The organism is Vulgatibacter incomptus, assembly GCF_001263175.1.
GTDB lineage: Bacteria > Myxococcota > Myxococcia > Myxococcales > Vulgatibacteraceae > Vulgatibacter > Vulgatibacter incomptus.
The window spans coordinates 2,199,984-2,214,648 of record NZ_CP012332.1 but is presented as its reverse complement, the minus strand read 5'-3'; the positions used below and the strand labels follow the sequence as shown (position 1 = coordinate 2,214,648).

At 69.5% G+C, this 14,665-nt stretch carries 11 protein-coding genes and 1 pseudogene; 7 read left to right on the top strand and 5 right to left on the bottom strand.

The annotated features are described in order from the left end of the window. Nucleotides 1–118 precede the first annotated feature (118 nt). Together AKJ08_RS09095 and AKJ08_RS09090 are read left to right on the top strand one after the other, a co-directional pair. Nucleotides 119–952 (top strand): hypothetical protein, encoded by an 834-nt coding sequence (locus AKJ08_RS09095; protein ID WP_157370583.1) that lies wholly within the window; start codon nucleotides 119–121, stop codon nucleotides 950–952. Next, the gene (locus AKJ08_RS09090) at nucleotides 952–1,590 is read left to right on the top strand and encodes a serine O-acetyltransferase (RefSeq protein WP_050725775.1); all 639 of its coding nucleotides are present in this window, start codon (nucleotides 952–954) and stop codon (nucleotides 1,588–1,590) included. The genes AKJ08_RS09095 and AKJ08_RS09090 overlap by 1 nt, the downstream gene beginning before the upstream one ends. A 12-nt stretch (nucleotides 1,591–1,602) precedes the next feature. Here the strand turns inward: AKJ08_RS09090 and AKJ08_RS20900 are convergent, their stop codons facing one another. Together AKJ08_RS20900 and dnaE are read right to left on the bottom strand one after the other, a co-directional pair. After that, nucleotides 1,603–2,817 carry a helix-hairpin-helix domain-containing protein gene (locus AKJ08_RS20900; protein WP_420806383.1) on the bottom strand — a complete coding sequence of 405 codons (1,215 nt, stop codon included), beginning with the start codon at nucleotides 2,815–2,817 and terminating at the stop codon, nucleotides 1,603–1,605. Between the two features lie 75 nt (nucleotides 2,818–2,892). After that, nucleotides 2,893–6,387 (bottom strand): annotated as a pseudogene (dnaE, locus tag AKJ08_RS20895) (DNA polymerase III subunit alpha); the annotation flags it as partial. A 159-nt stretch (nucleotides 6,388–6,546) separates the two neighbouring features. Between dnaE and AKJ08_RS09080 the strand changes: the two are divergent. The 3 genes from AKJ08_RS09080 (at nucleotide 6,547) to AKJ08_RS09070 (ending at nucleotide 9,672) form a co-directional block, all read left to right on the top strand. Beyond that, nucleotides 6,547–7,371: a sulfurtransferase gene (locus tag AKJ08_RS09080; RefSeq protein WP_050725773.1), complete on the top strand. Its 825-nt coding sequence runs from the start codon at nucleotides 6,547–6,549 to the stop codon at nucleotides 7,369–7,371. Nucleotides 7,372–7,479: 108 nt separating this feature from the next. Further along, complete coding sequence (locus tag AKJ08_RS09075) at nucleotides 7,480–8,844, top strand: carboxypeptidase-like regulatory domain-containing protein (RefSeq protein ID WP_050725772.1); 1,365 nt, start codon at nucleotides 7,480–7,482, stop codon at nucleotides 8,842–8,844. A 219-nt stretch (nucleotides 8,845–9,063) separates the two neighbouring features. Next, a complete protein-coding gene (locus tag AKJ08_RS09070; protein WP_169788789.1) occupies nucleotides 9,064–9,672 on the top strand; it encodes an MBL fold metallo-hydrolase in 609 nt (202 codons plus the stop codon). Nucleotides 9,673–9,727: 55 nt separating this feature from the next. Here the strand turns inward: AKJ08_RS09070 and AKJ08_RS09065 are convergent, their stop codons facing one another. From AKJ08_RS09065 to AKJ08_RS09055, 3 genes are read right to left on the bottom strand one after another with little or no spacing between them, the layout of a single operon-like run. After that, complete coding sequence (locus tag AKJ08_RS09065; RefSeq protein WP_050725770.1) at nucleotides 9,728–10,408, bottom strand: M15 family metallopeptidase; 681 nt, start codon at nucleotides 10,406–10,408, stop codon at nucleotides 9,728–9,730. Next, nucleotides 10,408–11,121 carry a hypothetical protein gene (locus AKJ08_RS09060; RefSeq protein WP_157370582.1) on the bottom strand — a complete coding sequence of 238 codons (714 nt, stop codon included), beginning with the start codon at nucleotides 11,119–11,121 and terminating at the stop codon, nucleotides 10,408–10,410. Before AKJ08_RS09060 ends, AKJ08_RS09065 begins: the two co-directional genes overlap by 1 nt. A gap of 22 nt (nucleotides 11,122–11,143) precedes the next feature. After that, a complete protein-coding gene (locus AKJ08_RS09055; protein WP_050725768.1) occupies nucleotides 11,144–11,347 on the bottom strand; it encodes a hypothetical protein in 204 nt (67 codons plus the stop codon). A gap of 243 nt (nucleotides 11,348–11,590) precedes the next feature. Here AKJ08_RS09055 and AKJ08_RS09050 point away from each other — a divergent pair, with 243 nt between their 5' ends. Continuing rightward, nucleotides 11,591–12,346, top strand: a complete 756-nt coding sequence (locus tag AKJ08_RS09050) for a DUF4159 domain-containing protein (RefSeq protein ID WP_050725767.1) — start codon at nucleotides 11,591–11,593, stop codon at nucleotides 12,344–12,346. Next, nucleotides 12,347–14,620: a glutamine amidotransferase gene (locus AKJ08_RS09045; RefSeq protein ID WP_050725766.1), complete on the top strand. Its 2,274-nt coding sequence runs from the start codon at nucleotides 12,347–12,349 to the stop codon at nucleotides 14,618–14,620. It abuts the gene before it with no gap. The last annotated feature ends 45 nt before the right edge of the window (nucleotides 14,621–14,665 follow it).

Genomic DNA, 14,665 nt, shown 5'->3' with positions numbered 1-14,665 from the left:
TTCTCCGAAGTGATCTCGCGTCCCTGTTGAAAACGAGACTCGCAGGATCCGAGCCGCGTTGACCGGATCGGTTCCATCGCATCACCATGGCTGTATGACCAATCAGATAATTTTTGTATTGAGCGCCATGGTCGCGGGCGTCGTCGCCGGCGCGTGCGCGGCTCCGGAATCCTCGCCCGTCTCTCGAGACGAGACGCTCCGAAGCGACCTGGAGCGCCTCTCGCGGGCGACGATCTTCTTCGGACACCAGTCGGTGGGCGCCGACATCCTCGCCGGGGTGGCATCGCTTGCCGCGCGTGAAGGAATCCCCCTGCGGGTCGTCGAGACCCGGGACGCGTGTGGGCTCGCTCCCGGTACGATCGGGCACTCGTTCATCGGCGAGAACGGCGCGCCTTCGACCAAAGTGGAATCGTTCCGGAGGGCGTTCGGCGGCGATCCGGCGCAGGCCCCCGAGCTGGCGTTGATGAAGCTCTGCTACGTCGACTTCGACGGATCGACCGACGTGGCGGCGCTCTTCTCCGGCTACCGGGCTTCGGTCGAGGAGCTTCGACGGCTGTTTCCGTCCACGACCTTCGTCCACGTAACCGTGCCGCTCACGGCCCGGCAGGGCGGCGTGAAGTCGCTCGTGAAGTCGATGATGGGACGGCCTACCTCGGTGTCGATGAACGCGATTCGGGAGAAATTCAACACGCTGATTCGGGAGACCTACCGCGGCCGGGAGCCCGTGTTCGACCTCGCCCGTGTCGAGTCGACCGGGACCGACGGAAGCGTCACCACTTCGAGTCTCGGGGGCCGCGACGTTCCGATGCTGATCCCGGCGTACACCTACGACGGCTCGCACCTCAACGAAGCAGGGCGCGAGCACGTGGCGAGGGCGCTCGTGGCGCTCCTGGCCTCGCTCGAGCAGGACTCCGCCCGGAGGCAGGTCGCGCCTGCGGGTATGGTCCGGTGATGATCTCCGACGCCGGCCACCACGCAGAAGGGGTCGCGCTCCCAAAGCGTCATTGGCACCTGCGCGAGGATTGCGAGAAGGGCTACCGGATCGGCCTGCGGACGCGCACGCCCTCGTTCTCGGGAAAACTGAAGGCGTGGCTCTGGCAGCTCGAGATCCCCTGCGTGGCCGTCTACCGCCTGGGCCAGCTCGCGCAGACGCTGCACAGGGAACACGTGGCCTTCGCGGTGATCCCCTACGCGATCTACGTCGTACTCCAGGCCTTCGTGCGGCTGGTGCTGCACGTCGAGATCTCGCCGCGTTGCGAGATCGGTCCGGGCTTCCACCTGGGCCACCCCTACTCGATCATCATCGGGCCGACCCGGATTGGCTCCAATTGCAACGTGACGCACGGCGTGACGATCGGGATGGGCCTGTCCGCCGGCCGCGGCGGCGTCCCCACGATCGGAAACAACGTCTGGATCGGGCCAAACTCCGTGCTGACGGGGCCCATCCACATCGGGGACGGCGCGACGGTCGGCGCCGGGAGCATCGTCACCCGCGACGTGCCCCCGGGTGCGCTGGTGATGGGCAATCCGGCCCGCGTCGTGCTCGCCGAATACGACAACGCCGCGCTCCTCGACCTCGTCGAGCCTTGAGGCCGACGACGCTCAGGCGCCGACGCCGACCACCCGAGCGCCGAAGAGGAGGTTGAGCCGCTCGCCGAGCTCGTCGGTCGGGGCGACCTTCAGGTCGCGGACGACGACGCGCGTGGTGGAGCGATCCGGGATCCGGATGTGGAGCTCGACCGTCAGCGGCCCCGGATGCTGGCCGAGGAGGGCGCGGGCCCGCTGCAGCTTGTCGGCGGAGGCCTGATCGGCGTCGAGCGTGAGCGTGAACCGGGACGCGTGGCGCGCCCGGACCTCAGCGAGCGGCGTGATGTCGTCCGCGATGAGCTCCGCGATCGGGTTCTCCTCGTCGCGCGTGTTGAGCTGGACCGTCCCCGACACGAGCAGGGGCTGATCGGTCTCCAGCAGCGGCTGCCAGACCTCGAAGCCGCCGGTGCGGGCTGCGGGCCTGCCGGGACCGGGAGGCCCGGGCCGTCTTCCGCCGGCGAAGCAGATCACCTCGACGGTACCCGTGAGATCCTCGATCGTGGCGAAGCCCATGAGCTTGCCCGTCTTGGTCGGCCGCGAGCGCAGGGCCGAGACCACGCCGACGACCTTGACGCTGTCTCCGTTCCTGGCGCTCGAGAGCACCCGGGCGGTGGTGTGGGTCGCGACCCGGCGGATCTCGTCCGCGTATTGATCCAGGGGATGGCCGGTGATGTAGAAGCCGAGGGTCTCGCGCTCGCCGGCGAGCTTCTCCTTGTCGGTCCACGGGTCCGACTCGGGATAGTCGCCGTCGCCGCCGGGCGTCTTCTCCTCGGCCTTCGCCGGACCGGCCAGGAGGCCGAAGAGTGAGGACTGGCCGCTGGCGCGATCGCGCTGCGTGGACTGCCCCCTCTCGAGGGCACGCTCGATGGAGCCAAAGAGGCGCCACCGGGGGATCGCGGTGAAGTCGAAGGCGCCGCAGCGCACCAGGCACTCGATCACTTTGCGGTTCACGCGCCGCAGGTCGACCCGCTCGCAGAAGTCGTAGAGGCCGAAGAAGGGGCCATCCTCGCCCTTGCGCTGGCGGGCCTCCAGGATCGAGTCGATCGCCGTCTCGCCGACTCCCTTCACGCCGCCGAGGCCGAAGCGGATCTGCTTGCCGCGGCCGTTGAAGGAGCGGGCCGACTCGTTGATGTCGGGCGGCAGCACCTCTAGATCGCGGTCGCGCGAGTCTGCGATGTGGGCCACGAGCTTCTCGGTCTTGTCCGCGTCGCTCGTGAGGAGCGCCGCCATGAACTCGGCCCGGTGGTGGCACTTGAGCCACGCCGTCTGCATGGTGATCAGCGCGTAGGCCGCCGAGTGCGAGTTGTGGACGATCACCCCGTCGGCCACGAAGTTGTGGGTCTCGTCGACGGTGAGGTCGTAGGTAATCGCCTCGCCGGCGGGCTCGATCGAGACGATCTCGTCCCAGTGGATCTCGTCCTCGGGCCTCTTGGTGCGCTTGCGGGCGAGGATCTGCTCCGCCATCGCACGGCGCTCCTCCTCGCGGCCCACCAGGTGCGGGCCCACCCGGTGGTGGAAGGCCTCGACCGCGTCGCCGCCCAGGAGCTTCACCTTCCACCCGGCCAGAGCGGGTGAAGAACTCGGTCCCGCAGAAGCGGGCCCGAGTTCTTCACCCGCGCTCCGCGCGGAAACGCTCCTCTTCTTGTCTGCTCCGCCTTCGGCTCCGCGAGAGCTCGTTTCACGAGCTCTCCCCTGGCGCACGGCGGCGACGATGCCGAGGCGGGAGAGGAGGTGCTGGAGATCCCGCGCGAGCCCCTCGTTCGCGACCGCGAGGAGAGGGGTCGACGAGAGCGTCCCCGACGCGGACCAGAGCCGCCCGAGGAAGAGCTCGAGGTCGCCGTCGCGCAGCGTGAACAGCTCGGCGGGCAGCGAGGCCGCGGCGGTAGCGCCTCGGGCCTCTTGAGCGCTCGGCTGGGGAGTCGATTCGTGGCAAAGGACGCCGAGAGCTTTGGCCCAGGTCCCGAGCTCGCAGTCCCCGGCGGGCCGGAGCTGCGGTGCGGCGCCGCCGGAGGCGAGGAAAGGCTGCGGCGCCTGGATGCGGATCCGGGAGCCGCGAACCTCGGTGACCGCGGTGTGCCGGAAGCAGCGCGCCGCGTGCTCGAAGTCCTCCGCCAGCGCCTCGGAGCCCAGGCGGATCTCCCACGCGCCGTCCACGCGCGAAGCCGCACCGGAGAGCATGCCTGCCAGCACCACGAGCTGGTGCCGCGGCCACGAGGCGCCCCTGGCGAGGGGCAGAGCTCGCGGCGTCGCGATCTCCTCTCCCTGCCGCAGCTCCTCGAGCCACTTCCAGCCCGTCTTGGTGAGGAAAGGGTGGTTTCCGGTGGCGGTCACCTTCTTTCCCTGGGCCGTCGTGACGGTGAAGACGGGCTTCACACCGTTCTGCATCACGTCGGTGACGCGGCGGGCCACCATCTTGCCGGTGGTCTCGTCGAGGGAGAGGGTTTCGAAGCCCGCCGGACGCCTGGCGAAGAGCTCGTCCACCCGCACAAGGGCGCCAGTGTGCGCGTCCACGACCCGCGTCTCGCCCACCACGCACTTGTTGAAGCCGTACGCGGCGAACTTCTCCATGAGGTCGAAGATCTCGCCGGCCAGCTTCGGATCGACCGAGTTGTTCTTCGCGCCGTCCACGAAGCCGACGCGCTCCTGCTGCATCACCTCCGCCTTCTTCTTGCCCATGGCGCGGCGGAGCAGATCGGCGCGACCCAGGGTGTAACCCCCGAGCACCTGCGAGATCTGCATCACCTGCTCCTGGTAGACGATCACGCCGTAGGTCGGGCGCAGGATCGGCTCCAGGTCGGGGTGGGGGTAGGTGACCTTCTGCCGCCCGTGCTTTCGCTCGATGAAGTCGTCGACCATGCCCGACTGCAGCGGGCCCGGGCGATAGAGCGCCACGGCGGCGACGATGTCTTCGAAGCGGTCCGGCTTGAGCTTCTTGAGGAGCTCGGTGAAGCCCGACGATTCGAGCTGGAAGACGCCCTGGGTGTCTCCCCGGGAAAGCATCTCGTAGGTCTTCGCGTCGTCGATCGGGATCACCTCGGGGCTGAGCGGCGTCTGCCCCGGGTTGTTCTCGTTGATCATCGCGATCGCGTCGTCGATCACGGTGAGCGTCTTCAGGCCCAGGAAGTCGAACTTCACCAGGCCCGCCTCCTCCACCTCGTCCTTGGCGTACTGCGTGACCAGGAACTTCTCGCCCGAGGGCTGGTAGAGCGGGACGTACTCCCAGAGCGGCTTGTCCGAGATCACCACGCCCGCGGCGTGCATGCCGGCCTGGCGGTTCAGCCCCTGGAGCGCCTTCGCGATCCGGAAGACCTCGCCGATCCGCGCGTCGCCGTTCACCCGCTCCTGCAGCGCGGGATCCGCCTCGAGGGCCTTCTCGATCGTGGGCGGCTTGCCATCGACGAGGTTGGGGATGTTCTTGGTGAGCTCGTTGCATTCACCAAAGGTGAGACCGAGCACCCGGCCCACATCCTTGATCGCGCTCTTGGCCGAGAGCTGGCCGAAGGTGATGATCTGGCCGACGTTGTCCTCGCCGTACTTCTGGGTGACGTAGTCGATCACCTTCCCGCGGCGGGTCTGGCAGAAGTCGACGTCGAAGTCCGGCATCGAGACGCGCTCGGGGTTGAGGAAGCGCTCGAAGAGGAGGGCGTAGGGGATGGGATCGATGTCCGTGATCCGCAGGGTGTACGCCACCAGCGAGCCCGCACCCGAGCCGCGGCCCGGCCCCACCGGGATCCCGTGCTCCTTCGACCAGTTGATGAAGTCCTGGACGATCAGGAAGTAGCCGGAGAACCCCATCGACTGGATGACGGCGATCTCCATCTCCAACCGGCGCCGGTACTCGTCCCGGTCGAGGGGATAGCGCTTCTCCAGCTCCTTGAAGCGGCGGTCGAGGCCCGTCCGCGCCAGGTGCGCGAGGAAGCTGTCGTTGTCGTGGCCGTCCGGCACCCGGAACTTCGGGAGGTAGACCTTGCCGAGCTCCAGCTCCACGTTGCACTGCTGGCCGATGAGGACGGTGTTCTCCACCGCCTCGGGGACGTCGGTGAAGTGCGCCAGCATCTCCTCGGGGCTCTTGATGTAGAGCTCCTCCGTCTCGTGGCGCATCCGCTTGGGATCGTCATAGAGCTTCCCCTGCGCGATGCACATCAGGAGCTCGTGGGCCTTCGCGTCCTCGCGCTTCACGTAGTGCGCGTCCGCGGTGGCAGCGAGGGGGATTTCCAGGTCGCGGGAGAGCTGCTTCAGCTCGGCGTTGGCGATCTCCTGATCCGCCATCCCGTTCGACTGGATCTCCAGGAAGAAGTGTCCCGGCTCGAAGATCTCCTTGTATTCGAGCGCCGCCCGACGGGCGCCGTCCATGTCGCCGCGCTTCGCGAGCTGGGGAACCTCGCCGCCCAGGCAGGCGGTGAGGCCGAAGAGTCCCTTCGAGTGCTTCTTGAGGAGCTGCTTGTCGATACGCGGGTGGTAGTAGTGCCCCTCCACGTAGCCCATCGACGCGAGGTAGCGCAGGTTCCGCCACCCCTCCTGATCCTTCGCAAGGAGCACGAGGTGGTTCGAGACCCGTTCGCTGCGATCCCCGCGCCCCTTCGGCCCGGCCACGTAGGCCTCGCAGCCGAAGATCGGCTTGATCCCCGCGGCCTTGGCGGTCTTGTAGAAGTCCACCGCGCCGAACATGTTGCCGTGGTCCGTCACGGCCACGGTCGACATCTTCTTCTCGCTGACCCCCTTGATCAGGTCCTTCATCCGGATCGCGCCGTCGAGGAGCGAATAGAGGGTGTGGAGATGTAGGTGGACGAAGTCGGACATGTCCTTGGCCTAGCACATGGTGCGAGCGTCCGCGACCCGATCGGGCGTGCCGGTCCATCGGGACGGCGTGGTGCCCATCGGAATTCTTGTGGGATCGACCCGCGTGCCGAGGCGCGAGGACCGGTGGGAGCTTGGCCACGGGGGCAGTAGAGTCGCTCCATGAGCGAATCGCCTCTCGTACAGGTCTCCGAGCTGAAACCCCCGTACCTCCTCTTCGACACCAGGCCCGCGCCCGCCTACGCCGCAGGCCATCTCCCAGGTGCGTTGCACGCCGACCTCGATCGGGACCTCGCCGGCCCGGCGGACATTCCGGCCCGGGGCGGCAGGCACCCGCTGCCGGATCCGGCGGCCTGGGCGGCGCGCCTGGCCTCGTGGGGAATCCGGCCCGAGACGCGGGTGGTGATCTACGACGATCAGGGCGGCGCCAACGCGGCGGCGCGGATGTGGTGGATGCTCCGGAGCGTGGGCCACGAGCACGCCTTCGTCCTCGACGGTGGCCTCCAGGCCGCCATCGCCGCGGGCTGGCAGACGACGATCGAGGCTGCCGACGCCTCCCCGGCGGCAGTCGGACCCGCGCGGCCGTTTTCCTGGCCTCAGGCGACCATCGACGAGGTGGACGAGCGCCGGGACATCGCCGGCCACCTCGTCCTCGACGTGCGCGCCGCCCCCCGCTACCGCGGGGAGGTCGAGCCCCTCGATCCAGTGGCCGGGCACATCCCGGGCGCCCGCAACCTGCCTCTAACCGAGAACCTTGGTCCCGACGGCCGCTTCCTCTCGCCCGAAGCGCTGCGTCGCCAGTACCAGGCCCTCCTCGGCGATGTGCCCCCGGAGCGCCTCGTCGTCCACTGCGGCTCCGGGGTCACCGCTTGTCATACGCTCCTCGCCCTCGAGATCGCTGGACTTCACGGCGCCGCTCTCTACGTGGGATCGTGGAGCGAGTGGTGCCGAAGCGGGCGCCTCCAGGCCACCGGCGCCACGCCCTGACCCGCGACGTTCGACGATCGGCTTGTCGTTGACAGTGAACCTTGCATCGGGTGTCCTTCCGGCCTCGCGCGATCCGGAAGGGATCTCGTCACCAAAGGGAATGCCGACATGCGTCTTCGTGGATTCGGAGGGAGTCTGGCCCTTTTCGCAGCGCTGGCGCTCCTGGCCGCCTGCAGTTCCTCGGAGAGCAAATCCGGGACGCCTGGGACCGGCGGAGCCGGAGGAGATGCCGGCGCCGGCGCCGGAGGCGAAGGCGGAGTCGGCGGCGTTGGCGGAGTCGCGGGCTCGGAAGGCGAAGCGGGCTCGGGCGGGACGACCCCCACGGAATTCGACGTCGCCGGCCGCGTCATCGATGAGACGGGGAAGCCGGTGGCTGGCGCGCTCGTGGCGCTGGACGGCGTCTATGGCGATGCGATCTCGACCGGGGCCGACGGTACCTTCACCTTCGCGGACGTGCGAGCGCCCTACGACCTCACCGTGAGCGTGTCTCGCGCTGTCTACGAGCTGCGGGGGTTGACCCGGGCCAATCCGGTCGTGCCGGCCTCGGCGGGCTGGACCGTGGAACGGAAGGTGCGTCTCGCCGGCCAGGTGGCGGGCGGGATGCTTCCGTTGGCTCGGGACGAGCGAATCCTCCTGACCATCGGTTCGGACACCCTCGCCGTCGCCGCAGGTGTCGACGGCGCCTTCGATGCAGACTTCAAGTGGTACGGGGATGGCGCGCGGGAGGTCGCTCTCACGGCGATCCGCGCACGCACCGACTCCGACGGTCGCTACGAGGTTCTCGCCTTCGGGAAGACGGCGAGCTTCTCGATCGAGCACGGTGGCTCGGTCGGCGACCTCACCGTGCCTCTCGCGGCCCTCGACGATCTCCAGACCGAGGGGACGACCATTACCGTCGACCCCGGCGCCTACCGCACGTTCTGGACGAACCAGGTCGAGTGGTTCGACGTGCAGGGCGTTCGCTTCCGGCCATCACCTGGGGAATGGATGCCCTCTCAGGCGACCTTGCGCTTCCCCGGCGCGGCGGGGATCTCGAGCCGCGCGAACGACGAGAGCGAGAACATGGCTGTGAGGGTCATGCCGGTTGTGATGGGTGGTGACACGTCCTTGAGCCTGGCCGCGCCGGTGGCCCTCATGACCACGGCGCCCGCATACAATGCGCAGGGCGTGTCGCGGACCCCGACCCTCGAGTGGAAGCCGGTGGCGGGCGCTCGGAGCTATTGGCTGACCGTCGGATCGCTGACCTTCGTTCTCCCGGGCGCCGAAACGCGCCTGGACGTTCCGGACTTCGGCGCCCTCGGCGGACTGAGCGCCGGGGAGGGCTACAGCTGGGAGGTCCGCGCCTTCCTCGACGCGGGATTCGCCGCGGACGACGTCACCGACGGGAGCGGAAGGGGGCTCCAGCGCTCCCGCCTCGCCGACGAGCTGACGATGTACGGCACGGGTCCCGGCTTTTTCATGACCGCGCCGTAGGTCGCCTTTCCTCCCGACCCGGGCGGCTCCCGCGTGGGATAGGGTGAACGCATGATCGACCGTCGCATCGTTTCCCTCGTCGCTTGCGCTTTGGTTGGAGCCGGATGCACCGGGTCCGCTACTGGAGCCGCTTCGGCGGTTCCCGCAGCCGCCACGACAGCCCTGGCAGCGGGAGACGACGTTCTGTCGACGTCGGCGGGGCCGTTGCGGATCGTGCCGGTGCACCACGGCACGCTTCGCCTCGAGCTGGATGGCGCGGTGGTCTGGATCGATCCCTGGTCCGAGGGGGATCTCTCCGGACCGAAGGCGGACTACGTCCTGATCACGGACATCCATCCCGACCACTTCGACGCTTCGGCGTTGTCGAAGGTGGTCAAGGAGGGAACCGTCGTCGTGGCGCCGCCGGTGGTCGCGGATCAGGTGCCCGGCGCGGTGGTGCTGCGGAACGGGGAGTCGCGGGATCTCGGCAAGCTCGGCGTGGAGGCGATCCCGATGTACAACCTCGAGCGGGGACCGGCGCCGGGGAAGCTCTTCCACGACAAGGGCAGGGGGAACGGATACCTGCTCACTGTCGGTGACAAGCGTATCTATATTTCAGGCGATACCGAGTGCACCGACGAGATGAAGGCGCTGCGAAACGTAGACGTGGCGTTCGTCTCGATGAATCTTCCGTACACGATGCCGCCGTCGGAGGCGGCCGTGTGTATCCAGGCGTTCCGGCCGAAGGTGATGTACCCGTACCACTTCCGCGGCTCGAACCTGGGTGAGCTCGAGGCGGCGCTCGCGAGCCAGCCGGGAATCGAGCTGCGGATCCGCCGCTGGTATTGACCTGCGGCGCAGGCGAGTCGGGCGGCGAACTCAGGTTTGGTCCTCGCGGATCGGCCTATGGCGGGTCGAGCGCGAACGGGCGGTCCAGCAGGGGGGCCTTTCGCTCCCCCGGATCCTCGTAGTGCCACCACTCCATGCGGATGGTCGAGAAGCCCGCGGCGACCATCGCCGACTTGAGGCGAGAGCGGTTTCGGAGCTCCTCGGCGGTGCCGCCGTCGTAGGCGTGCCAGGCGCGTTCGGAGAACTCGTCGTAGGCGGAGGGCATCGGCAGGATCGCTCCGTCTGCGGAGGCGAGGCCGAGGTCGATGGCGGCGCCCCGGTTGTGGATGCTGCCGCCGGACGGGGGCGCGACGTAGCCCCGAACCGGGAAGATCTCCCACATCGTCTTCTGCACGGAGAGCGGCCGATAGCAGTCGTAGAGCACGAGGCGAATGCCGCCTTGGGCACGGAGAGCGTCTGCAGCCTTCACCAGGCGCTTCGCGGTCCCGGGCCGGAGCAAGCAGCGGGCGCTCTTCGGGTAGACGGCGCGCTTCATGAAGTTCGCGTCGGTCGCGTAGCGGAGGTCGACGATCGCGTCCGGGATGAGCGAGGCGACGTCGACTAGGTCGGCGGAGCCTCTCCCCGCAGCCGCGGTCGCATACGAGGCGGCAGCGGTTCCGCTGGAGGGCGCCTCCGCGCCAGCCGCGAGGGCAGGCGCGAGAGCGAGGGCCAGCAGGACGGCCAACGAGGCTCGCATCACGCCGCCTCGCTCTCTGGCTCGTCCTTCTTCTTGGACGGCTTTCGAGGCTTCTCCACGGCGGAGCGCTTCTTTCGCGCGATCTGGAACGCGGCGCCCGCGATCGCGATCACGACCATCGGGAGCAGCGGCGCCGCCGGGTACTTCGCGAGCGTCTCGCGTACCGGGGCCGGGAGAAGGGCGATGGCGGCGACGGTTGCGACGATGGCGCCGGCGGTCGCGGAGGCGATCGCGGCGATCCGCCGGGCGGCGACCATCGCTGCGACACCGAGAGCCAGTCCCGCTGCGAGCTGGACGTAGAGCCGCCGCTCCTCCGGGCCCAGGCGGGTTCCGAGCCAGGCCCCGACGAGCGCGCCGCCGGCCGCGGCGCCGAGGGAGGGGAGCACAAGGCCGACGGCGGCGAAGATCGCGGCCGGGAGCCACGGCAACGAGGCGCTCGAGAGCCAGGAGGGCAGCATCCCGCCGAGCTGCCACGCGACGCCGCCGGCGAGGGCGGCGACCACCACCCGCTTCCCCGGGCCACGGGAGCCGAAGCCGCAGACCAAGAGCCCCACCGCCAGCAACGGGAGGGCGAGCCACCAGGGCCAGAGATTGGCGGCCTCGCCGATCGCGCGGAGGTCGAGCGCCTCCGCTCGATCGGCGATCGAGGAGGAGAGGGCGCCGGCGTCTGCCGCGGAGGCCACCAATGGCGCCAGCAGCGCAGCCGCAGCCATTGCGGGGCCGCGGAGCTGGTCGCTAGAAGAGGAAGAAGCCAATGAAGACCGCCGCGAGCACGAGCGCGAACGCGCCGATCGCGAGCGCCCGGGGATCGACGTCCGTCTGCTCCAACAGGTGCAGCGCGTCGGCTCTGGCGTCGGCGCCGGCGGACTCGTCGGCGGTGATCGCGAGGGCGAGCCTGCGTGCGCCCTTCACGTCGCCGGTGGCATAGGTAGCGCGCATGCTCGCGGACGGCGAGGATTCCTGTTTGGCTTTGGCGCTCATCGACCGGACTCTACGGGCCCGGGCTCCCAGCGGCAAGCTCGTGTGTCATGCGAGGGCCCGCCGGACGGGCGGGCGGGAATCCGGCCGCCCCGGCAGCGGTTGGGGGCCCGGCGGGGCGCGGATTGCGGTATCAAACGGGCACACGTGCCGGACCATTTTCGAACGCCCGAGAGAGGCGCCCTCCGAACGAGGACGAGCAGGATGAACGAGCGCGACGTCTCCAGAGCACCGCTGGCCCGAGCCCTCCTAATCGCGCTCCTGATCGTCGCGATCCCGCAGGGCGCCGCCGCGTTCGGCGAGACCTCCCGGTTGGTCTTCGTCCAGGGAAAGTACGCCGGCGACTGGAACCCGCGGCCCTCGGCCCTTCGGCGCCTGGCTTTCGAGATCGGCACCCGGACCAGCATCGCCACGGTCCCCGAGGAGAAGGCCCTCCCGCTCGACTCCCCGGAGGTCTTCCGCCACCCCTTCCTTTATCTCGCCGGGAAGCGCGAGCTGCCGCCGCTCTCCGCAGCCGAGGTGGACAACCTCAGGCGCTACCTGACCTACGGCGGCTTCCTCCTCTGCGATGACGCCGGAGACGGCCGCTTCGCCGCCTCGTGCGAGAGGGAGCTCGCCCGGATCCTGCCCGGCAGGACGGCGGGCCGGATCCCGGCGGAGCATGTGCTCTACAAGAGTTTCTACCTCGTCAATCACCCCGCCGGCCGCACCCTGGCGAGCCCTTACCTCTCCGCCTATTCGGAGGGCTCGCGCCTCATGGCGGTGGTCTCCGCGAACGACCTCGGCGGCGCGTGGGCTCGTGACGAGCTCGGGAGCTGGGAGTACGAGGTCGTTCCGGGGGGCGAGTCCCAGCGCGAGATCGCGTTTCGGCTGGGTGTGAACATCGTCATGTACTCGATGTGCACCGACTACAAGGACGACCAGGTGCACCTCCCGTTCATCATGAAGAGGCGCCGCTAGGTGGAGGCCTACAACGACTGGCGTCTGGTGACGCTCTCGCCCTGGCCGACCTGGGCGCTCGGCCTCCTGGGCCTCCTCGCGGTGGGCGGCGTGCTGCTCGCGGCCCGCGGCCTCCGCAAGGAGCCTCGCCGCTGGCGCCGGGCGTCGCTGCTGGCGTTGCGGTCAATCTCCATGCTCGCCGCGCTCTTCGTGGTGCTCGAGCCGGGCGTGCGCCTCCTCCAGACCGCCCGGGTGCGCAGCCGGCTCGCGGTGCTGGTGGATGGCTCGGCGTCGATGCAGTTCCCCACCGAGGCCAAGGGGGCGTCCCGCTCGGCGGAGGCGGCGGCGTGGCTCTCCGCCGTGTCGCCGAAGCTCGCCGGCCTCGAGCACGACTACTCGCTGGAGTACTACGAGCTCGGCGAGTCCCTGACGCCGATCGAGGCCGAGGCCGCGAGGACCGGCCTCGAGGCCAGGGCCGAGAAGACCGATCTCCTCGGCGCGCTCCGCTCTCTGGCGGGCGGCGCCGGATCGGGCCGAAAGCTCGCCGGGGCCGTCGTCGTCTCCGACGGCGCGGACAACGCAGAGCTCGCGGGCGGCGTGAACGGCGCATCGAGAAAGGCGCTCGAGGCGCTGAAGATCCCCGTGTCCACGGTGGCCGTCGTCAGCGGCACGGTGAAGGACCTCTCCATCGAGTCCGTCCACGTGGAGGATTTCGCCTTCGTGCGCAACACGGTTGAGGTCGAGGCCACCATCGTCGCGAGCGGCATGGGCGAGGTCGAGGTGCCCGTCACGCTGCGGCGCGAAGGGCAGGTGGTCTCGCAGCAGACCGTGCGCCTCCGGCCTGACGAGACGCGGTACTCGGTGAAGCTCTCCTTCGTGCCCGAGGAGATCGGCGAGTTCGTCTTCACTGTCTCCGCGCCGGTCTTCGAGGGCGAGGCGGTCGAGTCGAACAACGCCCGGAGCTTCGTGCTCAAGGTGATCCGCGATCGCGTCCGTGCGCTCCTGGTTGTGGGTCGGCCGTCCTGGGACCAGCGCTTCCTACGCACGCTGCTCAAGAACGATCCGAACGTCGATCTGATCTCCTTCTTCATCCTCCGGACCGCGCAGGATCAGCCCAAGGCGGGCGAGGCGGAGCTCTCGCTGATCCCGTTCCCGGTCCAGGAGATCTTCGACCGCCAGCTCAAGAGCTTCGACCTGGTGATCTTCCAGAACTTCGCGTACCGCCCGTACCGGATGGACGCGTACCTGCCGAACATCCGGCGTTACGTGGAAGAAGGCGGCGCTTTCGTGATGATCGGTGGTGAGAATTCGTTCGGCGAGGGCGGCTACGACCAGAGCCCCCTCGGCGACATCCTCCCGGTGGAGCCCGCCGGGACCGCGCCGGTCGAGGCGCTCTTCCCGCCGCGGCTCACCGAGGCGGGCCTGCGCCACCCGATCACGCGGCTCGCCGCAGGCGCCGAAGCGAACCAGAGCGCCTGGGAGAAGCTCCCGCAGCTCCCCGGGATCAACGTCACCCGCGCCAAGCCGGGGGCGAGGGTCCTCCTCGATCATCCGCACCTCCCCGTGGGCAACGAGAACGCGCCGGTGCTCGTCGTGAGCGAGGTGGGGAAGGGCCGTGTGATGGCGCTCACCACCGATTCGTCGTGGTTCTGGTCGCTGGTGGCGTCGGGGGAGGGCGGCGGCACCTCGCGGGCGTACGAGCGCCTCTGGTCCAACGCGATCCGCTGGCTCGTGCGCGATCCCGAGCTGACGCCGGTGCAGGTCCAGGCGGCGCAGCGCTCCGTCGAGCCGGGGCAGCCCGTCGTCGCCACCATCACGGTCCGCCGCTCGGACTACGGACCCGCCGCCGACGCGGAGGTCGATGTCTCGGTCGTCGACGCGGAGAGTGGCAGGCTCGTGCACCAGGAGCACCTGGCGTCGGGAACCGACGGAACCGCGCGCTTCGAGGTCGCATCGCCAGGACCGGGCGCCTACAAGCTGCTGGCGCGGGCGTCCCTCGGCGGCGCACCCCTCGGCAGCGGTGAGGACGTGGTCGCCGTTCGCGCCACCTCCGTCGAGCGCTCCGAGGTGAGGCCACGGCCCGCGCTCCTGCGCGCCATCGCCGAGGCGACCGGCGGCGGCTTCATCGAGTCCTCCGCCCGTGAGCTCCCCGACCTCGCCCTGGCCCCTCCCGACGTGGTGGAGATCGGCCGCGCGCAGGACCGGCCCATCTGGGACCGGTTCTGGCCGCTGGCGATCCTCGCTGTCTGCCTCGGCAGCGAGTGGGTCCTCCGCCGCAGGTGGGGGTACTTCTAGGCGTCGCCGGAGCGGACGGCGAGCGGGCATGCCGCTCGCCGCATT

Coding starts and splice junctions, on each gene's coding strand:
- AKJ08_RS09060 (WP_157370582.1), bottom strand. CDS start 11,121: ATGGCTGCGGCTGCGCTGCTGGCGCCATTGGTGGCCTCCGCGGCAGAC.
- AKJ08_RS20900 (WP_420806383.1), bottom strand. CDS start 2,817: ATGGCGGCGCTCCTCACGAGCGACGCGGACAAGACCGAGAAGCTCGTG.
- AKJ08_RS09050 (WP_050725767.1), top strand. CDS start 11,591: ATGAACGAGCGCGACGTCTCCAGAGCACCGCTGGCCCGAGCCCTCCTA.
- AKJ08_RS09065 (WP_050725770.1), bottom strand. CDS start 10,408: ATGCGAGCCTCGTTGGCCGTCCTGCTGGCCCTCGCTCTCGCGCCTGCC.
- AKJ08_RS09075 (WP_050725772.1), top strand. CDS start 7,480: ATGCGTCTTCGTGGATTCGGAGGGAGTCTGGCCCTTTTCGCAGCGCTG.
- AKJ08_RS09090 (WP_050725775.1), top strand. CDS start 952: ATGATCTCCGACGCCGGCCACCACGCAGAAGGGGTCGCGCTCCCAAAG.
- AKJ08_RS09080 (WP_050725773.1), top strand. CDS start 6,547: ATGAGCGAATCGCCTCTCGTACAGGTCTCCGAGCTGAAACCCCCGTAC.
- AKJ08_RS09055 (WP_050725768.1), bottom strand. CDS start 11,347: ATGCGCGCTACCTATGCCACCGGCGACGTGAAGGGCGCACGCAGGCTC.